Origin of the sequence: Segeticoccus rhizosphaerae (genome assembly GCF_005222685.1) — a bacterium.
GTDB classification, from domain to species: Bacteria; Actinomycetota; Actinomycetes; order Actinomycetales; family Dermatophilaceae; genus Segeticoccus; species Segeticoccus rhizosphaerae.
Genome location: NZ_SWMA01000019.1, coordinates 1 through 24,312, shown reverse-complemented (window position 1 = coordinate 24,312; position 24,312 = coordinate 1). Strand labels below are relative to the sequence as shown.

At 68.8% G+C, this 24,312-nt stretch carries 21 protein-coding genes and 1 pseudogene; 11 read left to right on the top strand and 11 right to left on the bottom strand.

All coding sequences use genetic code 11. The features are described from left to right. Positions 1-31: 31 nt before the first annotated feature. The 3 genes from FCN22_RS13335 to FCN22_RS22845 are packed head-to-tail and all read right to left on the bottom strand — an operon-like array spanning position 32 to position 1,880. Positions 32-406, bottom strand: coding sequence for a hypothetical protein (locus FCN22_RS13335; protein ID WP_137122054.1), 375 nt, complete (start codon positions 404-406; stop codon positions 32-34). After that, a complete protein-coding gene (locus tag FCN22_RS13330) occupies positions 406-1,107 on the bottom strand; it encodes an isochorismatase family protein (protein WP_137122053.1) in 702 nt (233 codons plus the stop codon). Before FCN22_RS13330 ends, FCN22_RS13335 begins: the two co-directional genes overlap by 1 nt. After that, positions 1,104-1,880, bottom strand: a complete 777-nt coding sequence (locus FCN22_RS22845) for an IclR family transcriptional regulator (RefSeq protein ID WP_137122052.1) — start codon at positions 1,878-1,880, stop codon at positions 1,104-1,106. Before FCN22_RS22845 ends, FCN22_RS13330 begins: the two co-directional genes overlap by 4 nt. Positions 1,881-2,328: 448 nt before the next feature. Here FCN22_RS22845 and FCN22_RS13320 point away from each other — a divergent pair, with 448 nt between their 5' ends. Next, on the top strand, positions 2,329-2,508 hold the full coding sequence (locus FCN22_RS13320; protein WP_137122051.1) for a hypothetical protein: 180 nt from the start codon (positions 2,329-2,331) through the stop codon (positions 2,506-2,508). 358 nt (positions 2,509-2,866) lie between these two features. Here the strand turns inward: FCN22_RS13320 and FCN22_RS13315 are convergent, their stop codons facing one another. Continuing rightward, on the bottom strand, positions 2,867-3,781 hold the full coding sequence (locus FCN22_RS13315) for a LysR family transcriptional regulator (RefSeq protein WP_137122050.1): 915 nt from the start codon (positions 3,779-3,781) through the stop codon (positions 2,867-2,869). Between the two features lie 77 nt (positions 3,782-3,858). Between FCN22_RS13315 and FCN22_RS13310 the strand changes: the two genes are divergently transcribed. From FCN22_RS13310 to FCN22_RS22830, 7 genes and pseudogenes are all read left to right on the top strand, one after another. Continuing rightward, positions 3,859-5,373, top strand: a complete 1,515-nt coding sequence (locus FCN22_RS13310) for a 4Fe-4S dicluster domain-containing protein (RefSeq protein ID WP_137122049.1) — start codon at positions 3,859-3,861, stop codon at positions 5,371-5,373. A gap of 171 nt (positions 5,374-5,544) precedes the next feature. Further along, entirely contained in the window at positions 5,545-8,241 is a 2,697-nt protein-coding gene (locus FCN22_RS13305; protein WP_238384729.1) for a molybdopterin-dependent oxidoreductase, read from the top strand. A 190-nt stretch (positions 8,242-8,431) separates the two neighbouring features. Next, a complete protein-coding gene (locus FCN22_RS13300; RefSeq protein WP_238384728.1) occupies positions 8,432-9,418 on the top strand; it encodes an Mrp/NBP35 family ATP-binding protein in 987 nt (328 codons plus the stop codon). After that, a complete protein-coding gene (locus tag FCN22_RS13295; RefSeq protein WP_137122046.1) occupies positions 9,411-9,764 on the top strand; it encodes a YidH family protein in 354 nt (117 codons plus the stop codon). Before FCN22_RS13300 ends, FCN22_RS13295 begins: the two co-directional genes overlap by 8 nt. A gap of 4 nt (positions 9,765-9,768) precedes the next feature. Next, complete coding sequence (locus FCN22_RS22840; RefSeq protein ID WP_137122045.1) at positions 9,769-10,083, top strand: DUF202 domain-containing protein; 315 nt, start codon at positions 9,769-9,771, stop codon at positions 10,081-10,083. Positions 10,084-10,102: 19 nt separating this feature from the next. Next, positions 10,103-10,810 (top strand): annotated as a pseudogene (locus FCN22_RS22835) (cytosine permease); the annotation flags it as partial. Next, entirely contained in the window at positions 10,708-11,499 is a 792-nt protein-coding gene (locus FCN22_RS22830) for a cytosine permease (RefSeq protein ID WP_373681316.1), read from the top strand. The pseudogene FCN22_RS22835 and the gene FCN22_RS22830, both read left to right, overlap by 103 nt. Positions 11,500-11,505: 6 nt before the next feature. On the opposite strand, the gene FCN22_RS13280 is transcribed toward FCN22_RS22830, so the two are convergent. After that, complete coding sequence (locus FCN22_RS13280) at positions 11,506-12,972, bottom strand: hypothetical protein (RefSeq protein ID WP_137122043.1); 1,467 nt, start codon at positions 12,970-12,972, stop codon at positions 11,506-11,508. Then, positions 12,969-13,307, bottom strand: a complete 339-nt coding sequence (locus FCN22_RS13275) for a hypothetical protein (protein ID WP_137122042.1) — start codon at positions 13,305-13,307, stop codon at positions 12,969-12,971. The genes FCN22_RS13280 and FCN22_RS13275 overlap by 4 nt, the downstream gene beginning before the upstream one ends. 223 nt (positions 13,308-13,530) lie before the next feature. Here FCN22_RS13275 and FCN22_RS13270 point away from each other — a divergent pair, with 223 nt between their 5' ends. Both FCN22_RS13270 and FCN22_RS13265 read left to right on the top strand, forming a co-directional pair. Continuing rightward, positions 13,531-14,460 carry a hypothetical protein gene (locus FCN22_RS13270; RefSeq protein ID WP_137122041.1) on the top strand — a complete coding sequence of 310 codons (930 nt, stop codon included), beginning with the start codon at positions 13,531-13,533 and terminating at the stop codon, positions 14,458-14,460. A 395-nt stretch (positions 14,461-14,855) separates the two neighbouring features. Next, a complete protein-coding gene (locus FCN22_RS13265; RefSeq protein ID WP_137122040.1) occupies positions 14,856-15,122 on the top strand; it encodes a helix-turn-helix transcriptional regulator in 267 nt (88 codons plus the stop codon). Between the two features lie 54 nt (positions 15,123-15,176). On the opposite strand, the gene FCN22_RS13260 is transcribed toward FCN22_RS13265, so the two are convergent. The 5 genes from FCN22_RS13260 to FCN22_RS13240 form a co-directional block, all read right to left on the bottom strand. Next, the gene (locus FCN22_RS13260; protein WP_137122039.1) at positions 15,177-15,548 is read right to left on the bottom strand and encodes a hypothetical protein; all 372 of its coding nucleotides are present in this window, start codon (positions 15,546-15,548) and stop codon (positions 15,177-15,179) included. Next, positions 15,545-15,994 carry a hypothetical protein gene (locus FCN22_RS13255; protein ID WP_137122038.1) on the bottom strand — a complete coding sequence of 150 codons (450 nt, stop codon included), beginning with the start codon at positions 15,992-15,994 and terminating at the stop codon, positions 15,545-15,547. Before FCN22_RS13255 ends, FCN22_RS13260 begins: the two co-directional genes overlap by 4 nt. Continuing rightward, on the bottom strand, positions 15,991-16,272 hold the full coding sequence (locus tag FCN22_RS13250) for a hypothetical protein (RefSeq protein ID WP_137122037.1): 282 nt from the start codon (positions 16,270-16,272) through the stop codon (positions 15,991-15,993). The genes FCN22_RS13255 and FCN22_RS13250 overlap by 4 nt, the downstream gene beginning before the upstream one ends. Positions 16,273-16,593: 321 nt before the next feature. Continuing rightward, positions 16,594-17,592, bottom strand: a complete 999-nt coding sequence (locus FCN22_RS13245; RefSeq protein ID WP_137122036.1) for a DUF8462 domain-containing protein — start codon at positions 17,590-17,592, stop codon at positions 16,594-16,596. Between the two features lie 69 nt (positions 17,593-17,661). Beyond that, positions 17,662-18,075 carry a hypothetical protein gene (locus FCN22_RS13240; protein ID WP_137122035.1) on the bottom strand — a complete coding sequence of 138 codons (414 nt, stop codon included), beginning with the start codon at positions 18,073-18,075 and terminating at the stop codon, positions 17,662-17,664. A 186-nt stretch (positions 18,076-18,261) separates the two neighbouring features. Between FCN22_RS13240 and mobF the strand changes: the two genes are divergently transcribed. Continuing rightward, positions 18,262-24,096 carry a MobF family relaxase gene (gene mobF / locus FCN22_RS13235; protein ID WP_137122034.1) on the top strand — a complete coding sequence of 1,945 codons (5,835 nt, stop codon included), beginning with the start codon at positions 18,262-18,264 and terminating at the stop codon, positions 24,094-24,096. The last annotated feature ends 216 nt before the right edge of the window (positions 24,097-24,312 follow it).

Genomic DNA, 24,312 nt, shown 5'->3' with positions numbered 1-24,312 from the left:
GTGCGCTGTGACTTGTCCGCCCGGCGGCCCATCATGATGACTTCTCCGGTTGACCTGACATCATACTGGCAACCACTCCGAAATTGTCCAGACACTTTTGCACGTCGTCCTCAGAGGGATCATCAGGGCCACGCACGAGGCCCGGTCGGAGGTCTTCAATAAATTTCATAGACGCGAATGCCGGTGCAAGGCCGTCTGGAATCGGCATTCCTAGTTCCGGCTTATCGGAATGCAGCAAATCGTCGCTAACGTCCAGGATTCCGTTGTCGTGGGCCAGCGCGTTTAGATAGTGAGTTCCGGCTAGCATGCAGGTCTCGATTATCGTTTCGCTATCAGCCGTCAGCTCCAAACGGTACAGTGTGGCCTCTAAACGTCGGGCCTTTCGAACGTGCGCTTGAGAATCCATTACCGAGCACCTTTCGGAACGAGCGGGCTGCCAGCCTGGCGGCTAAGCGTGTCGGACAACTGATTGGAATTCATGATTTGGGCGTACTTCATCTCTAAGTCAAACAGACTCACACTGTGTATTAGAGGGCGCCTGTCAGCTACGCAATCTTCAAGAATCGTAGTTCGTAAATTGTGCGAAAAAGCGTCAACAACGGTCGCTCGAACACAACCGCTTGTCGTGACGCCGGCAACAAAGATGTTGTCGACCTCAAGGTACGTTAGAAGACTTCTGAGCGGTGTATCAAAGAACGCGCTGGCCTTAGGCTTATCCAACACCACATCGCCGTTGGGCTTCAGTTGGTCGATGATCGTATCTTCGAGCGGGTCAGCGTCCCTAGCAGCCGAGACCTTCTCCCCCCACAATCCGCGTTCTTCGTCCGAACCTCTCAAGCCAGCCTTGGTGTAAATGATAGGAATCTTCGCGTTCCTGGCCATCTCTAGTGCCTGCATCAGGGGGCCAACGATTCTCTCGGCCGCCGGCCCGATACTAAGGGTCCCCTCCATATCCATGTACATCCGTGTTGTGTCGATTACAAGTAACGCGGCACGGTTGCCCTCTCGTATAGGTGCACCATGTCCACCTTTCGTCCATGGCGTGAGCCCATGTTCAGATGTTATCTCCCTCCAGTGACGAGGATTTGAACTTCGCGACTCGATCATTCCCTACCTCCATGTGAGCGAATGTTTATCGATTCTTGAATGTCTGCGGCAACGGCTACCACCAAACGTCCCCATTCCACGATCTGCGCACTGTCGGCACGGTACGCAGGAAATGCTATTGCGACGGCCCCATATATTTGATTGTCACTGTCGAAGACGGGAGCCGCTACGCCGGAACCATCAGGCACACGTTCCCTGTCGGCGGTCGCGTAACCCAGCGAGCGGACCGCCTCTAGATTTCGTTTAAGGACTTCAACCGACGTTAGAGTATTCGGGCCCTGTTGTGTTAACGGCGTTTGCCGCAGATACGCCCCGAGTTGCTTGGCGTTGAATTGCGCTAGAATGGCTTTTCCAGCGGCTCCACAATACAGTGGAAGAGGCGCATAAAGCTCGACCACCCTACATACAGCTTGGCTGCTTAGGCACTGCGCAACGGTTGTCCGTGAATATCCGGACAACACCGAGAATGTACACGTTTCTTGGGTCTCAATCTCGAGTTTGCGAAGGTAGACGCTTTCGATCATCGCGGGGTCAAGGCCGCGCCCCGCCAAGAAGGACCACTGGAGCAGGCGAGGATGCAACTCGTAGTGACCTTCACGCGTCGACCGGGTCAGGAGCCGAACAGCCTCGAGAGATCGCACCAGACGGTGGACTGTGGCGCGAGGCATCTGGGTGGCAGACGCGAGCTGCTGAAGTGACCGCGCGGGCTGTTTCGGCGTGAAGCAGTCGAGCAACTCGACTGCTCGGACTAGTGTTCGCGAAGTATCAACCATGGGATCTTCTGTCTCATATCCATGTGAGATTTGCCGTCTCACTTTTGGAAGGTGCGGCAAACTGTACGTCTCGTGCGCCCTGGGGTCAACAGTTCGCGTTGACTCACGTAGAACCTCCACGTAGGCGGATACGTGTCCTCATCTGAAAACCTCCGCCTGACGGCGTGTCGCGCCCGGTGTGTGGCTGGGATCGGGGCTACGCCCGACAGATGGGCTTGACGATGAGTCAGCACAAGGCCGTCACCAAGGTCGCCCGGGGCCTACGCGCATGCCAACCGCGCCACGAAGACGCAGATCCTGAGCGAGCTGGTCGAGCCGACCGGGTGGCACTGCGACTACGCTCGGACGGTAGGCTGGTTGCCCAGCGGGCGCTGGAACCCGGCTCCAAGCTGGACGCGAACGGGTGGGCGGTCGAACGAGTTGGCATCGAGGGCTCCCGGCGTGCTCGGTGGATGCCGCGCACGCGGGCATGGACTTCCTGCTCGAGGCGCTGCCGGAGCTCGCCGGTGAAGTGTTCGCCTCGCCCGCCCACCTGCTCAGCCTGGACTTGGACTTGGACTTGGTCTTCGTAGAGACACGACCAGCAGCACTGGTTGGCAAGAGCGGCGGGTGCGAGGGTGTGGAGTAGCGCCTCAGTGATTTTTGGCACCCCTCGGCTGCCGTCGGTGATGGCACCCTGACTGGGCTGGAATCTGGTGTATGGGTGGGATATGGGTTGACCGGCGGTCTTCCGAAGCGGCTCGCGCGGGTCTGCTGCTTGGATTCGGAGTTGCCAAGCGAACCGGACCCTGACACGAAAGTGACCACGTGCCCCGCACCACGTGCCGTAGTCGTGGCGAGTCTGTCGGCCTCTACACGTGGACCAAGGGCGCGCTTTCCTGTTCGCGGTGTTGCGCGTCCGGCCGTCCCTGGCCGTGGCGGGCGTGGCCGAGGTGAACCGGCAGGCCGATGGCGGCGCTGGGTCAGGATCCGTGTCGGGACGATGATCAACTAAGGTCGGTTCCCGAGCGCCGCCCGGAGGAGGCCACAGCGGTGTCCAGCAGCCATCTGCTCGGCTGGCTAAGGCGGTTGGCCCGTGGCCAGACGGCGGTGAGCTGTCTGGCCATGTCGACCCCGCGAACAGCCATCTCTACCAGACGTCCCTCCGCCAGCTCGACGCCGACGGCCAGCACACTGAGCACGGCTGCCCCGGCACCCGCAGTGACGGCCCCCTTGACGGCCTCGTTCGAGCCCAGTTCGAGCAGCGGGGCTGCGTGCTGACCGCCCATGACTTCTTCGAGGGTCAACCGGGTGCCCGACCCGGGCTCGCGCACGACCAGAGGCGCGATCGCCAGATCTTCGCGCCGGAGCGGGCGACGTCTTTGCGTCCATGAGTGCTCGGGAGCCACCACGACCACCAGCCGGTCGACCGCCACCGCACGGGTGTGCAGTCGGCGGTCGATGCGCGGGCCCTCGACGAACCCGATGTCGCTGGATCCGGCCAGCACCAGTTCCTGCACTTGTTCGGAGTTGGTGACCTCGAGCCCGACGTGCAGATCCGGGTGCTTGGCGCGGGTCTCGAAGAGCCATCGCGGCATGAGGTGCTCGGCGATGGTCATGCTCGCCGCGACCCGCAGGTCGGTGTCGGCTCCGGCATGCAGGGAGTTAACTGCGCCCAGGAGGTGGTCGACTGTGTCCAACACCTGGCTGGCCCAGTCCACCACCACTTGTCCTTGGGTGGTCAGCCGTGAGCCGGTGGCCGACCGGCGGACCAGCATCAGGCCCAGATCTCGTTCCAGTCGGGCGATCCGTTTGCTGGCTGCGGGCTGGCTGATCTGGGCTTGTCGTGCGGCGGCACCGAGGCTGCCCAGGGAGCCGACGTCGACCAGCAGCCGCAGTGCGGTGAGGTCTGGGGTCCTCATGGCCATAACCAAAGTGTATGGGGTGATGCCGGTTTGTGGTCTAGCGACCGTGTGGGCCGATCCCCGACGATGTGCCTATGAGGTATGGCTTCGCGATCGACCAGGGCACGTGTATCGGCTGTCATGCGTGCACGGTTGCGTGCAAGACCGAGCACCAGGTTCCGCTGGGCCAGTTCCGCACCTGGGTGAAGTATGTCGACTCCGGTACCTTCCCGGACTCCACCCGCGACTTCGCGGTGATGCGATGCAACCACTGCACCGACGCGCCGTGCGTGAAGATCTGTCCCACCACGGCGCTGTTCAAACGTGACGACGGGATCGTCGACTTCGACAAGGAGCGGTGCATCGGTTGCAAGTCCTGCATGCAGGCTTGCCCCTACGACGCCATCTACATCGACGAGGACACCCACACCGCAGCCAAGTGCAACTTCTGCGCGCACCGGGTGGACGACGGCCTGGAGCCTGCCTGCGTCACGGTCTGTCCCACGCACTCGATCTGGGTGGGTGACCTCGACGACGAGAACTCCGGGATCTCTCAGCTGATCGCCGCCAACCGCACCCAGGTGCGCGCGCCGGAGCAGAACACCGGACCCAACGTCTTCTACCTCGGCGCTGAGCGTGCCACGCTCGACCCTTTGGCCGCACCGGTCGAGGACACCTACCTGTGGGCCCAGCCGGACGAGCAGCGGCTACGAACCTCCGGCGATTTCATCGGCGAGGACCCGACCGCGCACACCACCTTGAACACCGCGCACCCCCGACCGTGGGGATGGCGGGTCATCACCTACCTGTGGGCCAAGGGACTAGGCGGTGGTGCGCTGTTCGTGGCGGCCCTTGCCGTGCTGCTGGGGACCGGCCTCGGTCTCACCGGCGACATCGTCGCTCCCATCCTCGGAGCCGCAGGGGTCGGGGCGACCGGCGCGCTGCTGATCTGGGACCTGAAGCGCCCGGACCGGTTCTACTACCTGTTCACCAAGCCGCACACCTCCTCATGGCTGGTGCTGGGTGGCTACTGCCTCCTGCTGTTCGGGGCCGCGTCGGTGGCCTGGTTCATCGTGGGCGTGGGCGGCTTCGACAGCGCCTGGCAGCCCCTGGCGTGGGCAGTGCTGGTCCCGTCCGCGCTGGTGGCCGGTTACACCGCGTTCCTGTTCGGTCAGGCGGAGGGGCGAGATCTCTGGCAGTCCAGGTGGCTCGCGCCGCACCTGCTCGGCCAGGCCCTGTTCGTCGGCTCCGGCGCGATGGCGATCGTGGCCCTGGTCGCTAGTGCCTCGGAGAGCGCGGTGGCGCTCATCGCCCGCTGCCTCCTCGTGGGCGGCCTGCTGCATCTGGTCATCAGCCTGGTCGACCTGTTCGGGTCGCACCATACCCGGGGCGCGAAGGTCGGCGCGGACATCATCGTGCGCGGCCGCTACGCTCGGCTGTTCTGGGCCGGCTCGATGGTCCCGACCCTGGTTGCGGTGGTCCTGGCCGCGATCTCCTGGGGCGGCGGCATCGCCTGGCTGCCCGCGCTGGCCGGCCTGATCGCCCAGCCCGCACTGCTGGCCTATGAGACGGCCTACGTCCGGGCGGCGCAAGACGTCCCGTTGTCGTGAGACGGAGAGGAACCACCGATGACAACTACTCCCGATCGCCCTTCGACTCGCCCGGAGCTTCCGGGTCAGCGTCACCATGAGCATCTGGCCAACTTCCCGCCACCGGAGACGTGGGACCATCACGTGGCTCACGACGCGAGGGCGCACCCGCGCAAGGTGAGTCGGGAGTTCATGCTGATCCCGACCACCTGCTTCAACTGTGAGTCGGCCTGCGGCCTGCTGGCCCACGTGGCCAAGGACGATCTGACCGTCACCAAGGTGGAGGGCAACCCGGCTCACCCGGGGTCGCGGGGTCGCAACTGCGCCAAGGGCCCGGCCACCATCAATCAGGTCAACGACCCCGAGCGGATCCTGCACCCGCTCAAGCGGGCCGGGAAGCGCGGTGACGGACAGTGGCAGCAGTGCAGCTGGGACGAGGCGCTAAACGACATCGCTGCACGGATCCGGGCGGCGATCATCGAGGACCGGCGCGACGAGGTCATCTACCACGTCGGCCGCCCCGGTGAGGACGGCTTTGCCGAGCGGTTCCTCGCGGCGTGGGGCGTGGACGGGCACAACAGCCACACCAACATCTGCTCGGCCGGCGCCCGGCTCGGCTACACGCTGTGGGGCGGCTACGACCGCCCCTCACCGGACTACGCCAATGCCAAGGTCGTGTTGCTGTTGTCCTCGCACCTGGAGGCGGGGCACTACTTCAACCCGCATGCCCAGCGGATCATGGAGGCCCAGCACGACGGCGGCGCCAAGCTCGTGGTACTTGACCCGCGGATGTCCAACACCGCGTCCAAGGCCGACCTCTGGTTGGCGCCCTGGCCGGGCAGCGAGGCCGCGATCCTGCTGGCCGTCGCCGCCCATCTGTTGGCCACGGGCAACATCGACCGGGACTACTTACGGCGCTGGGTGAACTGGACGACCTACCTGCAGCGGCTGCACCCGGACGCCGACGTCGACTTCGACACCTTCGTGGCCAAGCTGACCCAGGACTACTCCCGCTACACCTTCGACTTCGCTGCCGCGGAGGCGAAGGTGCCCGCGGAGAAGATTCGTCAGTTGGCCGAGATCGTCGCGGGCGGCGGCAACGCGCTCTCGGCCCACGTGTGGCGCTCGGCCACCGCGGGCAACCTCGGCGGCTGGCAGGTCGCCCGTTGCCTGTTCTTCCTGAACGTGCTCACTGGCAGCGTGGGCACCCCCGGCGGGACCAGCCCGAACGGGTGGGACAAGTTCATCCCGCACGGCTTCAGCGTGCCGCCCGGCCACGACGTGTGGAACGAGTTGTCCTGGCCGGGTGAGTACCCGATGTCGACCAACGAGATGTCCATCCTGCTGCCGCACTTCCTGGCCGAGGGGCGCGGCAAGGTCGACGTGTACTTCTCCCGTGTCTACAACCCGGTGTGGACCAACCCCGACGGGTTCAGTTGGGTGGAGTCCCTGAGCGACCCCGACCAGGTCGGTCTGCACATCGCTCTGACGCCGACGTGGTCGGAGACCGCCACCTTCGCCGACTACGTGTTGCCGATGGGGCACTCCACCGAGCGGCACGACACGCATTCCTATGAGACCCATGCGGGCCGCTGGCTCGGGTTCCGCCAGCCGGTGCGCCGAGTGGCGATGGACAAGCTGGGCATCGACTACACCGACACCCGCGACGCCAACCCGGGCGAGGTGTGGGAGGAGAACGAGTTCTGGTTCGAGCTGTCTTGGCGCATCGACCCCGACGGCGCGCTGGGCATCCGAAAATATTTCGAGTCGCCCTATCGTCCTGGCGAGAAGGTCACGGTCGACGAGTGGTATCGCTGGATCTTCGAGAACAGGGTGCCGGGCCTGCCGGAAAAGGCTGCCGCAGAGGGCTTCTCGCCATTGGAATACATGCGCAAGTATGGCGTGGTCGAGGTCGCCAAAGACATCTACCGGCAGGACGAACGGCCGTTGACCGCCGAGGAGCTCGACGGCGCCGTCGCCGACGAACAAGGAGTACTGCGCAAACCCAGCGACGACGAGTCCACCCCACCGCTGGTGGGAGAGGCCGGTTCGGTGGGGGTGCAGCTCGACGACGGGAGCCAGGTCGCGGGTTGGCTCACCCCCAGCCGGAAGCTGGAGCTGTACTCGACCGCGATGGCCGACTTCGGCTGGCCCGAGCAGGCGGCCCCCGGCTACATCGAGTCCCACGTGTCGCACCACCAGGTCGACACCGACAAGGGCGAGATGGTGCTGGTTCCCACCTTCCGGCTGCCCACCCTCGTGCACACCCGCACCGGCAACGCCAAGTACCTCAACGAGATCAGCAACACCCACCCCATCTGGGTCAACGCCTCCGACGCCGAACGGCTGGGCCTGGCCACCGGCGACCTGGTGCGTGTGAACACCCGCATCGGGCACTACGTGGCCCGCGTCTGGGCTCATCAGGGCATCCGTCCCGGGGTGATCGCGATGAGCCACCACATGGGCCGCTGGCGGCTGACCGAGGGTTCCGGTAGCCGCTGGGCGACCGGTCTGGTCCACCTCGACCACCCCAGCGACGGGGTGTGGCGGATGCGCTATGCCGAAGGGGTTGGGCCGTTCGCCAGCGAGGACCCCGACAGCGGCCGGATCTACTGGGAGGACCCCGGTGTGCACCAGAACCTCGCCTTCCCGGTCCAGCCGGACCCATTGTCGGGCATGCACTGCTGGCTGCAGAAGGTCACCCTGACCAAGGCCGAGCCGGGCGACCGGTACGGCGACGTGGTTGTGGACACCCGCAAGTCCGGGGAGGTCTACCGGGAGTGGCTCGCGCTGACCCGCCCGGGCCCGAACGCCGAAGGCTGGCGCCGGCCGGAGTTCCTGATGCGCCCGGTCACACCGCGGCGTAAGGCGTTCAAGGTGAAGCAATGACGCCCCTAGGCGCTCTAGGGAAGCCCGGGTTGGCCCGATGAGTGGACTGGCCAGAATCCGATCGCACCACATTGGCGACCCGGAGGCTGGTGGCACCGATGACCAGGCTCTGCGTGACGCGGTGGGGCAGGTCGATGACCCGTGCGTAGGGTGGTCGCTGGACCGCCTCGATCTCGTGCAGGAGGCCGTGGTGTATCGACACCGGGCGACCGTGCGGGTCTGGGTGCTGCTGTCCGAGCGGACCTATCAGGAGCGCCTCCGTGACGTGATCGAGGTGGCGGTCCGCCCTCTACCCGGCGTCCGGGCGCTGGACCTCGAACTGACGCCTTTGACCGACGCGGCACGGGCGAATCTCGCCCGTCGGCTGCGCGAGAGCCACGGGCGACCAGGGGCACTGGGCTCACGCACACGGATCTATGCCGTGGGTTCCGGCAAGGGTGGCGTCGGCAAATCCACCGTCACCGCCAACCTCGCGGTCGCCCTCGCCAGGACCGGGCAGAAGGTCGCCGTACTTGACGCGGACGTCTGGGGCTACTCGGTGCCCCAGCTGTTCGGGTTGCACGAGGCCCCGGTGGCACTGCAGGGGCTGATGCTGCCACCGGCCGCGCACGGTGTCTCCCTGATGTCGATCGGCTTCTTCGTCTCTCCCGACGAGCCGGTGGTCTGGCGCGGACCGATGCTGCAAAAGGCCCTCGAACAGCTCCTGGACGACGTCTACTGGGGCGACCCCGACGTGCTGCTGGTCGACCTACCACCCGGCACCGGCGACGTGCCGCTAAGCGTGTTGCAGCTGCTGCCCGACGCCGCTCTGCTGCTGGTGACCACACCCCAGGCCGCGGCCACCACGGTCGCCGCCCGCATCGGACGGATGGCCCTCGACTCCCGGATGCCGCTGGCAGGCGTTGTCGAGAACATGACCGGGTCGGTGTTCGGCTCCGGTGGAGGCGCCGAGCTCGCGAAGACGCTGGGGACCACGCTGCTCGGGCAGATACCGCTCGATGAGGACCTACGCCGCGGCGGCGACGACGGCATACCCCTGGTGGCCGCGGACCCGATCGGCACCACCGCGTCGGTGTTGACGGCCACGGCTGCGGCGCTTCCCCAGACCCGACGCAGCCTCGCCGGACGGTCCCTGCCGCTGTTCGTCACGAGCCAAGGCACCACCGCCGATGCGTGATCGGTGGCCCGGCTGGGTCTACGACCACGGCGACGAGCCGGACTACCGGTTCAGCTACGCCAACGAACGCACCTTCCTGGCCTGGCTGCGCACGGCGCTGGCGCTGCTGGCTGGCGGAGTGGCACTCGACGCGCTCAACGTGGACATGCCCGTGCTCGTGCAGCAGGCGCTGTCGGCGGTCCTGCTCGTGGCCGGGCTGCTGTGCGCACTCGTGTCGTGGACGCGCTGGGCACGGGCCGAGCGCGCCATGCGCGAGAACAACCCACTCCCCGCTTCACAACTCGGCGTGGTGTTGGCCGTATTGATCGTCGCCGTCGCCATCGTCGTGCTCGCCCTGACGGTCTGACCCGGTGACAGCCACCTCCCAAGCAACACAAAACGAGCGCACAGCACTGTCGTGGCAGCGCACCGCGCTATCGCTCATGGCGGGATCAGTCGCCCTCACCCGGTTCACCTTCGACCACGTTGGGCCGGCCTCACTAATCAGCCCGACAATCACCCTGTCAATGTGCGCGTGGGTCCTCTTTCACAACAGAACCCGTTATCGCCGCCGCAATGCTGTAGGTCCGGAGACGTCGCGCCACGGAGGACTGGCACCGGCCGCACTGGTCCTGTGCGTCGTCGCCATGGCAGTCACAGAACTCGCCGAGCTATTGGGCTCATAGCCGTTCCCGTCTCAAGTGTATGAATCGGTGCAGCGATCCCCTGGTCGGCGGTTTCGTCGGCGCCGCCGTGCTTGCGCCGATGGGCCTGTTCGGCCCGAAGACCGGGGCGAACAACGCCGTGTCCAGCGGTGCACACTTCGGGATCGCGGGCCGGTTCATCGGGTCCGCCCTGGCGTTGTTCTCCGCGCTCCTGTTCGGGGCACTGACCATCTGGACCAGCGGGGACGCGTTGGCCGGTGGCGTCGCGCGGGCCCTGGGCGGTGAGGTCTCCTCCGCTCAGCGCGCGGTGGGCTACGCGGTCATCTTCGTCATCGTCCTCGGGGTGGTCCTGCACGGCGTGCACCTGGTCCTGCGGCTCCAGCAGCGAATCATGATGCCCTTGGTGACCGTGGTCTTGTTGATCGGGCTGATCGCCTTCGGCTCCAAGTTCGACCCCGGATACGCCGGCGGCAACTACGCGTTCGGCTCCTTCTGGCCCACTTGGATCGCGAGCGCGCTGGTGGTCACCTCGACGATCTTGTCCTACGGGCCGTTCATCGGCGACTGGACGCGTTACAACAACCCGGACCGGCACCGCGGACCCAGCCTCATCGCAGCGACGTTCCTCGGCGGCTACGTGGGCATGTGCGTCCCGGTCCTGTTCGGCGCCTACTTCGCCACCAGCTTCGCCTCCGACGACCGCGACTTCGTGACGGCTCTCGTGGCCCATGCGCCGCTGTGGTATGTGCCCGTCCTGATCGCCATCGGCCTGGTCTCCGGGTCGGGCAGGGAGTCATCGGGCTCTACGGCACGGACCTGGACACCTCGTCTATCATCCCGAAACTCAGTCGCAGGCAATCGACTCTCACGATCGCGGTGGTCATGCTCCTGCTGGTCTACCTCGGCACCTTCGTCTGGGACGCGGTCCCGGCCATCAATGCGGCCCTGGTGGTGTTGCTGGAGACCGTCGTCCCGTGGGTCGTGGTCATGGCAGTCGGCTACTTCTACCGGCGCGGCACCTACTTCGCCGACGACCTGCAGGTGTTCACGCGCGGTCAGCACGGTGGCCGGCACTGGTTCCCGCACGGATGGAACTGGCGCGCCGTGGGATCGCGGGGTATTGGGCTCAACCGTCGGGATCCTGTTCTCGTCCGCGCCGCCCTTCTACACCGGGCTGTGGAGCGGCGTCGCCGGCGGCGTGGACATCAGCTTCCTGGTGGGCCTGGTGGTCGGACCCGGGTGCTGGCCTCGTCAATAGCAAGACGCGACGCAGAGGCGGCGCCGCGGCCGCGGCGCACCCGACCCGGCGGACGGTGCGTTGAACGGATGAACCGCGGTTCCTCGTCTGGAAATTTGGAGAATGAAGCGTGGGTCTGGCGTCGCGCCCGAGGCAGCCCGCGATGCCCATCGCCAGGGCGGCGTGGGCAAGCTCAGTGAGCTCCTTCATCGCTGGGGTCCAGTGCGCGACGGCATGAGAGTGGATGGCGGATGTTGCCGTTGCCGTTCCTGTGGCAGCCGCCGAGGGGACTCAGTCCCGGCCGGCGATGGACAGCCAGCGTGGTTGAGCACGCTGCCGGCCGACAGGGCCTTCCGGGTAATGTCGACCAGGTGATCTGTGGCCGCGACGAGTTCTTGCCGCAGCGGGGCGGGCAGGGCCACGACTCGGTTCGCGTGCAGGTCTGCCGGGTTCACCCATGGCAGCTGCCGGTCGGCGCCGTCGAGTTCGCGCGTCCTGGCGGCCATCGTGCGCGCCGGCCCGGTGAGGCTCTGGTCCCGGACGGCGACATCCTGGTGCACGCCGGCCGCCTCGACCGCGGCCGCCACGGCCATCTGCACCGTGGCTGCGGCCTCGGCCAGGTCGACCCGCTGGGAGATGACCTCTGCTGTGGCCCAGCCGGTCTTGTCCATGGCGACCTCGTAGACGGCGGCTCGCATCTCGCCTGCCGCTCGTCTCAGGCTCGGATCCGCGCGGTCCCCGGGGGCGAGCATGTCCGCCCACTGGTCGGCGAGGCGGTGCCACGCCTGCCCGGACGACTCGAGGGCAGGCACCAGGCGCGCCCGGTGGGACGGGTCGAGCTGCCCGGTGCTGCTGGCTGCCGCGAGGATGACGAGCCCCGCATGGGCCATTCCAGCCTGGGTGGCGGCGCTCAGGTGCAGGTTCGCCGCCATCGGTGTCGCAGCCAGGACGCGGTGGCTCTGAATATCCAGGCTGGCCACGGCCTGGCCCAGTCGGCTGGTGTCCGAAGCCGGCGTCTGGTGCTCGCCGGCCAGCACGTCACCGAAGCGGCGACCGATCACTGCCCCGGCCAGCTGCTCGAAGGCGGCCAGGTGGTCGGCCGCCCGCCGGGCGGCGGCTTGTCGGGCAGCGTGCTGGCGGCTGTTCCGGGAGATCCCAAATTGCTGCTTGGGCGACCCCTTCTTGCCGAATGTGTCTTGGAGGTCGCGGTGGTGCTGCTGGACGGCCACACCGACGGCGTGGGAGCCGACATACAGGGTGTGCATGACCCGCATGCGCGCGGCAGCCAGGTCGGCCCGGACCGCTGGAGTGGTGGGCCGGACCTCGCCGCGGTACCGGTCGACCAGCTCGGTGGCCCTGGCCAGGTTGTCGGCGATCGCCAGGAGCCGCTCGTGGCTGGGGCCGGGTCCCGGCCAGATCTGCCGCAGCTGGGCATGGTGCAGGGTCTGGCTCATCGCCTCCAGCCGACGCATGGTCGATCCGGCGTCCGGGCCGCTCAGGAGTTCACGGGGGAAGGCCGCCCACAGGTCGCTGGCGTTCTGCACGACCTCTCCCCAGGTGCGCATCAGAGCCGGCGCGTCATCGCCGCCGGTGTGCATGAGCAGCTGCCGAGCCTGGGCGTCGGCGTCCATCAGCAGCTCCCCGACGCTGCGCGGGTCCCGGACGGTCCTCATGACGTCATCTCCCGCAGCAGGCCGCCTAGGGCCACGACGACGACCGCGAACCCGGCAGTCGCCTGGGTGGCAGGGACCTGCCTGGCCAGGTGTTCCGCGGCCAGGAGCAGCTCAGTCACGTCGGACTGTGGTGGTGCGGGCCAGTAGGGGTCCAGGTGTTCGGGCACCAGGTCCGCGGCGTCGTACGCCGCGAGCAGGATGCCCAGACTGCGCAGCTGCAGCACGGACCCGGGCCCGTCGGCGGCAGCGTCGCGGGCGGCCCGCCGCGCCGCGTGATGCAGCAGCCGAGCGATCGCGGCGATGGTCTCCTGGGCCGGTGTCGTGGTGGGCGTCATCACGGGCTCCTTGTTCGGTCCTGGTTAACCTGGTCCCATCACGCCCTGCGCCGTCCCCAGCGCTCCAGCGCCCGCGGCGGCCTGTGGATAACGTCGTCGCGGTGTCCGCGGTAGGGGCCAGACTTGCTGTCACACCCCCCAAGGGCGCACCCACGCTGCTGGTGATCACCCCGGCGGGGATCGAGACGGCTGCACCGGTGGTGCGGGAAGGCAGGTAGGCCCGATGCCCACGCGTTTGCGGATGTTCGGGCGGCTGCCAACCGGGGTCGGCATGCTGATCAGCACCGTGGCCACCTGCATGGTCGGTGCCCTGCTACCGAAGGGCCCGGCGTGGGGACTGTTCGTCGCTGGCCCGGTCCTGATGGGCGTCCTGCTGGCCGGGCGGGCCGAGGGGCCGGCGGTGCGGCTGCTGCTGGGCGCCCGAGAGCCGACCCAACACGAGCTGGCCGCGCTGGGCCCGGCGCTCACCCTGCTCGGGCAGCGTGGCCTGCTGCCGCCGACGGTCGACCTGCTGGTGCGCCGGCGATCCCCTCAAGTCCTGGCCGGCGCGATCGGGCGGCGCACGGTCCTGATCTCCGAAGGACTGGCCGCATCGTGCGCCCGGGGGGCCGTCCGGCCCGAGACCACGGCGGCCCTGCTGGCGCATGCCATCGGGCGGATCCGGCTCGGGCAGACCCGGTTCAACGTCGCGACGGAGTTCTGGATGCTGCCCTGGCGCGTCCTGGAGCAGATCGCCCGGGCGGTCGGCCGCATCGGCGGGGGGCTGCCCCTGACCCGGCTGGCCTGGCGGATCCGCGCGCTGCTCGGCGTGGTGGCCCTGATCCAAACCACCGCCGGAGGCCTGGCCCTGTTCGGGGTGGCGGCCGCCGCGGTCGTGGCGCTGTCCTACCTGGTGCCATGGTGCGAAAAGCGGGCGGACCGCGCGGCCGAGGCCGAGGCCGACACGATCGTCCTCGCCGCCGGTCTCGGACCCGAGCTCGCCGCCTTCCTGACCCGTGGTCGGCCCACCTCTCGCGTCCTGGCTCGCGCCCACCGGCTGCAAGATGGGACAATCACAGCGCCGGCGGCCCATGCAGCTCCCCGCCTGATCTGGGGCCACCTCACCGAACCCCACCCGCCGGGCACCGGCGGGGCCGCCCCGCTGGTGGGTTGAACGGGCGCCGGGTTCAGTGCCGTGGCGCAAGGTGGCGGTAGGTGGAGCCCCCGCCCGACGCGCGCCTCCACCTGCTCATGTTCGACGCTGTGACAGCGGCCGAGCGCTCACGCTCCTGGCGCGCGTCTTGGATGGCGACATCCTCGGACCGGATCTCGGCTGGGATCTCCAGGCCACGTGCGCGCGCCTCGCCCAATCCTGTGTCACTCACCGGTCCTCCATTCCTCGGGTACCTTCCCAGGGCATAGGCACGGATCCTGTCCGGTGTGATCACCGGCCAGTAAACGATGAGCGGCCTCGCCAGTCAGGCCTGCGGACGAGGTCGTCGCGATCCCCTCCCTGTGGCAGGGTGGCCGAGTCAAACGTCGTAGAACATCGAGCAGTGAAGGCAACCCATGGCGAACTCAGGCGAACCGCGATTCATCACGTTGGACGAGGTGGCCGAGGAACTGTCCACGACGACCTCGCAGGCCTACGCCCTGGTGCGCCACGGCACGCTGCCGGCGATCAAACTGGGGGGACGCGGGCAGTGGAGGGTGGAACGCCTCATGTTCGAAAAGTTCCTGGAGCAGATGTACGCGGAGACTCGCGAGTTCGTGGAAGCCCACCCGTTCGGCGGGCAAGGCGGCGACAGCGACGACAGCGACGACAGAGAATCCTGAGATGGCGGGAGCAGTCGGGCACCCCGGCGGCCGCCGCCCGACCGGACGGGGCGATCACCTCTGAGCAGCTTGTCCTGGCCCCGGCACGCCCGCATGAGGGGGCGTGCGCTTCTCCTGGATCGCGCCGAAACTGTGGGGCGCCGCAGGCGGGGGCTCGTAGTCCACCGCTTCCAGAGCCGACGGGATCCCACGGTCCCGCTCGCGCGTGGCCGCCGTCGCGGCCACTCCGAGGCCGGTTCCGGCGCGTTCCAGCAGCCCCTCCACGGCCCGCACCGCCGAGTCCGCTCGCGTCATTGCCTCCTGGGTCAGCATCACGAACTGGCCGGCGCGGACCGCGTCCTGGGTGCCCTCCAGACTCGGCGTGAAGGCATGCCGCACCGCCGCGTTCACGTGGCTGGCGACCGCGGCGGCGGTCGGGGCGCTCACCTCGAGCACGCCAGCCAGGCCCTCGAGGCGGCCCTGTAGCCACCCGAGGTCCCGGGCGCGGTTGAGGTCGTGACCACCAGAACCTGTTGCAAGAAGCCCCGGGCAGCGACCATGGTGGACCGCGCGCGGTCCAGTTGGTCCCGGATCATCCGGGCGTCCGGAAGGATCACCTGGGCGCATCGGCCGACCCTAGTCAGCTGCTCACGGACGTGAGCGACGTGTCCCGCGGCCTGTTCGGGACCGGTCGCGGCGTGCGCTTTGGCCGAGGCGGCTTCCACCTCCAGCATCCGGTGGTCAAGACGGGTGAGGGCGCTGCGGGTGCAGTCCATGGCGGTCTGTGCGGCGGACACCTGCCGGTGTGCAGTGATCAACCGGCGGGCCACCTCGGCCAGAGGGTCGGGGAGCGGCGGAGTGCCGCCACCGAGGTCGGAAGGCTGAGGAGTCATGGCGGGCTCGATTCGGTCCATCCCGTGGCCGGCGGCCGACCGGAACCCGTGGAGGGGATCGCGCGCCCGGCCCCATGCCGGCGGTAGGTGTCCGCGGGACTCGCGGCCGCACCGGCGCGTTCGGCGTCCGTGTCGCCGAGGTCAGTGCGTGCCACCGGCAGGCCCCGCCCGGTCGCATCCGGTGGGACGACCACCGCGTCGTGCGGACGTACCTCACGGAGCAGCGGGACGTAGACCGCCACCTCGTACGTCCCGGTGACTCTCCGTTGCTCGGTCACGGCAGCTCCTCTCGGCCACCCCCACAAGGCAGTTCGCGAGGTGCTGGTGATCATCAGTCGCGGGCGGATCCGTCCGTGGCCCGGCACGTGCGGGCTTCTGACGACCCGGCGCGGGAAGGGTCGGACCGTCCTTGCAAGGGGTGCAGAGCCGTAATGCACAGCCGGGGCGCGGCCAGCGGACGAGCGGCGGCACCCGTGCTGTCTACGGGAGGCACGCAGCGGGCAGCGCGCCCGAACGCTCTCGGACGCCGGCCCGACCTGCAGTGGTCGCCTGCGCGCCGTGGGCGGTTGCGCGCTGGGTTGGAGGTGCCCCCGGCGGGGCTACGGCCGGTCGCGCCCGCGGTCCTCGCCCGCAGCGTCGACGCCGAAGTGTCGGCGCACGTGCCGGGCGAAGCCGGGAACCGTGAAGGCCAGGTAGCCGTGCGCCGTGTCGGTGATGATGCCCGCGCCACGCAGCCGGGCTCGAGGAACACCCAGGGCGTCGGACTCCACTCCCATGGCGGCCGCCAAGTCAGCTCGCCGTGCCGGTCCATCACCCAAGCTCGCCAGGGCCCGCACGAGACGAATGTCATTGGGATTGGTCACCTTTGACAGCCGGGCGGTGAACAGCTCCTCGATGTCTTCCTCCACGGCCGCCAGTGCCAGGCCGAGCTGCGCGCTGGTCAGTCTGGCGCCCGGGTCGGGCAGCCCCGCCTGCCGCCAGGTGTTGTCGCCGACCAGTTGCAGCGTGTGCGGATACCCGGCGGCGTACTCGACGGCCGCCTCCAGTGCGGCGTCGTCCCAGGTCACGCCGAACCGGGCCGCTGGTGAGGCCAAGGCCATCAGCGCGGCGTCGTGCGGCAGGTCGTCCAGTTTCCGGTAGGCGAACCGCTCCGAGTTGCTGACCGCCTGGTTGATCCGGGCAACGCTGTCGGGCAGGCCGGCCGCCAGGATGGCCGCCGGCAGATCGGGCCGTTCGGACTGGAAGTGCTGCCACGCGTAGGACAGGGTCCGCAGCCCGCCCGGGTCGGCGGCCTGGATCTCGTCGACCAGCAGCACCACTCCCCGCCGGCCACGCTCGCCGGCCGCAGCCGACGCCGCCACCACCAGGTCCTCAAACTCACGCGTCGAGCCCTGGACGGCTGAGGGTTGCGCTGCAGGGTCTCCGTGCCAGGTTGCCTCCACCGAGACGACCCCCGGCACACCGCCGGCCACATTGACCTCCAGATGCTCCAGCGCCGCGCGCACCCGGCCGCGCCCCGCCGCATCCCAGTCCCGGGTGACCCGATCGACCTCCGCGGCGATCGCCGGAATCAACGCGATCGGCTCCCCGGCGGTCACCCAGATCGTGACCGGCTCATCACGACCCGGTTGGCGAACCGATGACCCAGCCGTGGATCGTGCAGGCCGTCACCCGGCCCGCGTCACGGAGCGTCCGGCCGGCGACTCATCCGTTTCGGCGCGATCGGCAACCTGTCGCTCGTCCGGGTCGCGGGGGTGCGACTTCGCCAGCCGCCGCAACCGGGACACCTCGCGGGCAGACAGCTCATCACCGCACCACTCCACCAGATCGCGCACCGCCAGCCCCTCGCTGCTCATCTGGGCCAGCGCGTCCCCGGCGCGACGCTCGATCAGCGAGACCTGTTCATCCCGCTCACGGACCGCCACCAACACCTGCACCGCCAGGCGCTCCAGCCGCTTCTCACGCTCGGCATGGCGAGCACGCCGTTTCGCCTGCGCATCCAGCGCCGTCCGGCGCGCCCGCTGCTTAATCGACTGCTTGTCCATATCCACCGTCACCTCGCTCACATCGAAGGCGTTCACCTCCCCAAGGCATGTAGGCCCGCCCAGTGATCACCGCCGACCGGACGCCGCCAACAACAACAACGCCCGCGCACCCCCACCGAAAACGCCAAACCCCAAGTCCGACACACCTCTTGCATGCTCGGTAGTTGAATCTTCAACTAATGATCACCAGCCCCCACCGTGGGCCCTTGTGGAGGCGTGACGATGAGTCTCCACAAGCTGACCGCGGGGTCGGGGTATGACTACCTGACCCGGCAGGTCGCGGCGTTGGATGCCACCGACAAGGGCCACACCGGGTTGGCGTCCTATTACACAGAGAAGGGCGAGAGCCCGGGGGTGTGGGTGGGTTCGGGGATGGCCGGGATCGACGGCCTGGCGGCCGGGGACGTGGTCACCGCGGAGCAGATGCAGGCCCTGTTCGGGTCCGGTCACCACCCACTCGCCCACGAACGCCGGGAGCGGCTGGCGGGCCCGGACCTGACCGATCAGGACTACCGGGCCGTGACCCGGCTGGGGCAGCCGTACAAGGTCTACGCCAGCGACGTGTCCGCCTACCGGCTCGAGGTCGCGAAGCGGATCGAGGCACTCAACGAGGCCAAGGGACTGCCGGCGGACTACCCGGTGCCGGCCGAGGACCGGGCCCGGGTGCGCACCGAGGTGGCCCGCGAGTTATTCATCGCCGAGCACGGCCGCGAACCAGCGGACGCTCGGGAGCTGGCCGGGACGATCGCGAAACACTCCCGACCGAAGACGACCGCGGTCGCCGGCTACGACCTGACCTTCAGCCCGGTCAAGAGCGTCTCGACCCTGTGGGCGGTGGCCGACCCGGCCACTGCCGCCCGGATCGAGGAGGCGCACCAGGCTGCCGTGAAGGACGCGCTGGAGTTCCTCGAGCGGCATGCCCTGTTCACCCGCGAGGGGACGAACGGGGTGCGCCAGGTCGACGTCCGCGGCCTGGTTGCGAACGCGTTCACCCACCGGGACAGCCGGGCCGGCGACCCGGACCTGCACACCCACGTGGCTGTGGCCAACAAAGTGCAGACCCTCGGCGGCAAGTGGCTGGCGATCGACGGGCGGGTGCTGTTCAAGGCCACCGTCGCCGCGTCTGAGACCTACAACACCGCGCTGGAGCGCCACCTGCACCGCGACCTGGGCGTGTCGTTCGCCGACCGCGAAGGCGCTGATCCACGCAAGCGGCCGGTGCGCGAGATCGTCGGCGTCGACCCCGCCCTGAACCAGCGGTGGTCGGCCCGGCGAGCCAGCATCGAGGAACGGCGCAGCGACCTGGCCACCGACTTTCAGCGTCACCACGGGCGCCCGCCGACCCCGATCGAGCAGGTGCAGCTGGCCCAGCAAGCCACGTTGGAGACCCGCGAGGCCAAGCACGAACCGCGCACCCTGGACCAGCAGCGCGCCAGCTGGCGGGAGCAGGCCGAAGACACGCTGGGGGGCCGGGGCGGGGTGGACTCGATGGTTCAGGCCGCGCTGCGTCCCAGTGGGCGGCACCAGCTGCTACCGGACCGGGCCGTGGACGCCAGCGAAGTCGCACGCACCGTCATCAACGAGCTGGAGTCACGGCGTTCCACCTGGCAGTTCTGGCACGTGCGCGCCGAGACGCAGCGCCAGATCCGCGCGAGCGGACCCTCCCCCAACATCATGAATGAGGTGATCGACCAAGTGGTGGCCGACGCGCTCAGCCCCGAACTGTCGACCTCGCTGGCCCGGCCCGAGACCGACGTGGTCGAGCCGCCGCAGCTACGCCGCCAAGACGGCGCCAGCGTCTACACCGTGGCCGGCGCCGCCCTGTTCACCTCCGCCCGGATCCTGGCCGCCGAGCAGCGCCTGGTCGACGCCGCAGGCCTTGCCGGCGGCCGCGTTGTCGACCAGGACGCGGTCAGTCTGGCCCTGCTCGAACAGACCGCGAACGGGGCCACGCTGAACGCCGGGCAGGCCGCGTTGGTGGCCGACATGACCACCTCGGGTGCCCGGTTGCAGCTGGCGATCGCTCCCGCCGGGGCGGGCAAGACCACCGCCATGCGCGCCCTGGCCGGCGCTTGGATCGAGGGCGGCGGCCACGTCCTTGGCCTCGCGCCATCGGCGGCCGCGGCCGCCGCGCTGCGCGACCAGATCCAGGTCAGCACCGACACCCTCGCCAAGCTCACCCACTCCCTCGCCGCGGGTGACCTGCCCGAATGGGCAGCACAGATCGGACCGGAATGCCTGGTCATCATCGACGAGGCCGGCATGGCCGACACGCCCTCCCTGGACGCTGCCGTCCAGTACGTCCTGGGCAAGGGCGGAAGTGTCCGGCTGATCGGCGACGACCAGCAGCTGGCCGCGATCGGCGCCGGCGGCGTGCTGCGCGACATCCAAACCACCCACGGCGCGAACCGACTCACCGAACTGGTCCGGTTCGCCGACCCCGCCGAAGCAGCCGCCTCACTGGCCCTGCGCGACGGGAGAACCGAGGCCCTCGGTTTCTACCTCGACCACCACCGGGTCCACGTCGGAGACCTGTCCACCCTGACCCAGGACGTCTTCACGGCCTGGCAGGCCGACCGCGGCAACGGGCTCGACTCGATCATGCTGGCCCCCACCCGCGACCTGGTCAGCCAGCTCAACCAGCGCGCCCGCGCGCACCGGCTCGCCGGCACCACCGACGCGGCGGCCACACCCGTCGTCACGTTGGCGGACGGCAACCAGGCCAGCATCGGCGAGCTGGTCATCACCCGCGCCAACGACCGACGGCTGCGCGTCACCGCCAGCGACTGGGTCAAGAACGGCGACCGCTGGACCGTCCTGGCCCTCACCAACAACGGCGGCCTGCAGGTCCAGCACACCCGGCACGGCCACACCGTCACCCTCCCCGCCGGTTACGTGACCGAGTCCGTCGAATTGGGCTACGCCACCACCGTCCACGCCGCCCAAGGCGTGTCGGTCGACACCATGCACGGCCTGGCCACCGGCGACCAGTCGCGCCAGCAGCTCTACACCATGCTCACCCGCGGCAAGCACGCCAACCACGTCTACCTGCAGGTCGCGGGCGACGGCGACCCGCACAGCGTCATCCGCCCGGAGATGAACCACCCCGCCACCCCCACCGACCTGCTGGAGAACATTCTCGCCCGCGACGACGCACCCCGCTCCGCCACCACCCTGCTACGCGAACAGGCCGACCCCGCAACCCTGCTCGGCCAGGCCGCCCAGCGCTACCACGACGCCCTGTACGTCGCGGCAGAAGACCTCCTCGGACCCGCGAAGGTCGCGGCCCTGGACCGTCAGGCAGACAAGGTCTGGCCGGGACTGACCGAGCAACCCGCTTGGTCGGCACTGCGTGCCCATCTGCTGTTGACCGGATGCCACGGCGCCGACCCCCTCGTGCAACTCCGAGCAGCTGCACAGGCGCGCGAGCTGGACAGCGCCGCCGACACTGCCGCCGTGCTGGACTGGCGCCTGGACGACACGGGCCTGCGCGGGACCAGTGCGGGACCGCTGCCGTGGGTCCCCGGCATCCCCGCATCCCTGCGCGAGCACGCGACCTGGGGTCCCTACCTGACCGGGCGCGCCGCGAAGGTCACCGCACTGTCCCGGCAGGTCCACCAGAACGCAGCCGCGGCAGAAGACGTGCCGGCCTGGATCGCGCGCACCAGTGCCCGGCCCGACCCGGAGGCGCTCGGGGACGTCGCCGTCTGGCGGGCCGCGACGCTCGTCGACCCCGCCGACCGGCGCCCCACCGGGCCAGCACAGCTGCAGAAGGCCGAAGCGACCTGGCAGCACCGCCTCAACCAGCGCCTCACCGGCGGGCAGCTGCCTGCCATGGACGAATGGGCGGGACCGATCGCAAAGGTCGCCGCGTCCGCCGCGCGCGACCCGTTCGCCACGGTCCTGGCCGAACGCCTGGCCGCAATGGCGCGGTGTGGCGTCGACGCTCCCGCGGTCCTACGCCGCGCCGCGGCACCGGGGCCACTGCCCGACGACCATGCCGCGGCCGCGCTGTGGTGGCGGATCAATGCCTGCCTGTCGCCCGCCGTCGCCGAACGGGTCGGTCACGACCATGCCCTTGCCACGGCCTGGACCCCACAGCTTCCCCACTTGCTCGGCGAACACCAAGCCATGCAGGTGCAGGCCAGCCCGTCGTGGCCGAGCCTGGTCGCGGCCGTCGACCAAGCCCTCGCCCGCGGCTGGACACTCCACGGGCTTCTTGGCCAGGGCATCCACCTCGACCCCGGCGACGACACCTGCCAAGCCCTCACCTGGCGGGTCTCCCTTCTCCTGAACCCCGTCCCGGACGAGTACGACTACGCCGACCCGGACGCCGCCACCCCGGACATGTGGAACGAGCTGGAGGTCTCTGCCGACTCCCCCGAGACCGTCACGTTCGGGCCCGACCCGGGCGTCCTGTCCCCTGTCGAATGCCTGGAGCCACCCTTCGAGCTCGAGGACACCTCCCCCGTCCGGCCGAACGACCACGACTCCGCCGCGCAGCAACTCCAGCTGGCCGCGCTGGTCCGGGACACCTTGGGCCCTCTCGAGCCTTCCGATACCGAGATCAACCAGATGCTCGACAGGGCCGTCGAGATGGACCTCAGCCCGGTCAGCCCCGAGCGGATCGCCGCCATCAACGCGATGACCCTGTCCTTCTACGAAGCCTGCCTGCCCGGGTCCTGGGGCGCGGACCACCTCACCGCGCGGTTCGGCACCGACCTGGCTCGCGACCCGCGCCTCCACCCCGGATACGCCCCAGCAGGCTGGACCCACCTGGTTGGTCACCTGCGCCGACGCGGCGTCAGCAAACAGGAGATGCTGGCCGCCGGGGTAGCCAGCACCGCGCGCACCGGCCGGCTCATCGACCGGTTCCGCGACCGCGTCGTGCTGCCGATCGTCCACCACGGCGAGGTGCTCGGGTTCGTCGGACGCCGCCACCCCGACCGGACCGACCAGGACCAGGCGGGCCCGAAATACCTCAACACTCCCCAGACCGTGCTGTTCCACAAGGGCGCCCAGCTGTATGCCGCCGGGTACGAATTCCTCGCCGCCGGCTCTCGACCAGTGTTGGTCGAAGGCCCTATGGACGCCATCGCCATCACCCTCGCCACCAACAGGCAGTATGTCGGGGTCGCGCCGCTTGGCACCACACTCACCCAGGAGCAGGCCCGGCAGCTCGCCACTCTCCACGAGAGCGGCGCCACCGATACGTCGCCCACCGACGACGCACAAGCCGAGTACGACCCGTGGCTCATCGTGGCCACCGACGCCGACCTACCCGGACAAGTCGCCGCCGAACGCGACTACTGGCTGCTCGTCCAACACGGGCTCGACCCCGGACACACCCGCTTCCCCGACGGGCACGACCCCGCCGACACGCTCACGCTCTGCGGACCCGCGGTACTCCGTGACGCCCTCCGCCACGCAGCACCACTGGCCAACGCCCTAGTGGAGGAGCGACTCACCAACCTCCCCCCAGACAGGGCCCCCGCCGAAGCCGCCCGAGTCATCGCAGCCCGACCCTCACGGTTCTGGCTTAATGACGCCGTCGCAGTCGCCTCCAGACTCGCGGTCGGCACCGCGATCACAGACCAAGACCTGCTGCTCGGCGCCCAGGCATGGAACAGCGACCCCGCCAAGACCGCGGCGGCTCAACTGGACAAGGTCATCGACGCGCGCACTCGCATGCAACGGGCCGACCAACGACCCGCGCACGAACGCTGGGCTCCCCTCGCACGCGAGCTCGACTCACGACTTCTGGCCGCGCCCGACTGGCCCGCGCTGGCCACCATCATGGAGCAGGCCCGCCATGAGGGCCACGACGTGGCCAACCTATCCCGGCAATTCGTGGCCGACCGGGCGCTCGACAACACGCCGGCTCAGGATCTGCGATACCGACTCGTCAACGCCACCGACGTCACCGCGGGCAGCTTCAAGTCGGCGCCGTCTTCCCCCCGCCCTACTGGAGTCGTCCATCAACGACGGGCGACGGCCGTCGACTCGACTCGGCACGCTCTTCTGCGACGACAAAACGATCGGAGATCAGCTCCCTAACCTCGATGCACCGATGAAATCAGGAAATCAGCGCGTCACAAAGCGAGGATCGAGTTAAGCACGGGAACTCATTCCCGATCGCAGCGTATGAAGACTACCCATTCGTACTCGAAGGCGCGGGCCCCGAGGCCGAACGTCCGGGACTGTCCGGGAATTGGTGTAACTGGCCCGACACGCCGATGAGGATCGGCGGGGAAGGTCATGATGACCGAGAAA

Excerpts from the sequence above, each read along its gene's own strand:
- FCN22_RS13335 (WP_137122054.1), bottom strand. The coding sequence starts at position 406 with ATGGATTCTCAAGCGCACGTTCGAAAGGCCCGACGTTTAGAGGCCACA.
- FCN22_RS13330 (WP_137122053.1), bottom strand. The coding sequence starts at position 1,107 with ATGATCGAGTCGCGAAGTTCAAATCCTCGTCACTGGAGGGAGATAACA.
- FCN22_RS22845 (WP_137122052.1), bottom strand. The coding sequence starts at position 1,880 with ATGGTTGATACTTCGCGAACACTAGTCCGAGCAGTCGAGTTGCTCGAC.
- FCN22_RS13315 (WP_137122050.1), bottom strand. The coding sequence starts at position 3,781 with ATGAGGACCCCAGACCTCACCGCACTGCGGCTGCTGGTCGACGTCGGC.
- FCN22_RS13310 (WP_137122049.1), top strand. The coding sequence starts at position 3,859 with ATGAGGTATGGCTTCGCGATCGACCAGGGCACGTGTATCGGCTGTCAT.
- FCN22_RS13305 (WP_238384729.1), top strand. The coding sequence starts at position 5,545 with ATGCTGATCCCGACCACCTGCTTCAACTGTGAGTCGGCCTGCGGCCTG.
- FCN22_RS13295 (WP_137122046.1), top strand. The coding sequence starts at position 9,411 with ATGCGTGATCGGTGGCCCGGCTGGGTCTACGACCACGGCGACGAGCCG.
- FCN22_RS13280 (WP_137122043.1), bottom strand. The coding sequence starts at position 12,972 with ATGAGGACCGTCCGGGACCCGCGCAGCGTCGGGGAGCTGCTGATGGAC.
- FCN22_RS13275 (WP_137122042.1), bottom strand. The coding sequence starts at position 13,307 with ATGACGCCCACCACGACACCGGCCCAGGAGACCATCGCCGCGATCGCT.
- FCN22_RS13270 (WP_137122041.1), top strand. The coding sequence starts at position 13,531 with ATGCCCACGCGTTTGCGGATGTTCGGGCGGCTGCCAACCGGGGTCGGC.
- FCN22_RS13265 (WP_137122040.1), top strand. The coding sequence starts at position 14,856 with ATGGCGAACTCAGGCGAACCGCGATTCATCACGTTGGACGAGGTGGCC.
- FCN22_RS13255 (WP_137122038.1), bottom strand. The coding sequence starts at position 15,994 with ATGACTCCTCAGCCTTCCGACCTCGGTGGCGGCACTCCGCCGCTCCCC.
- mobF (WP_137122034.1), top strand. The coding sequence starts at position 18,262 with ATGAGTCTCCACAAGCTGACCGCGGGGTCGGGGTATGACTACCTGACC.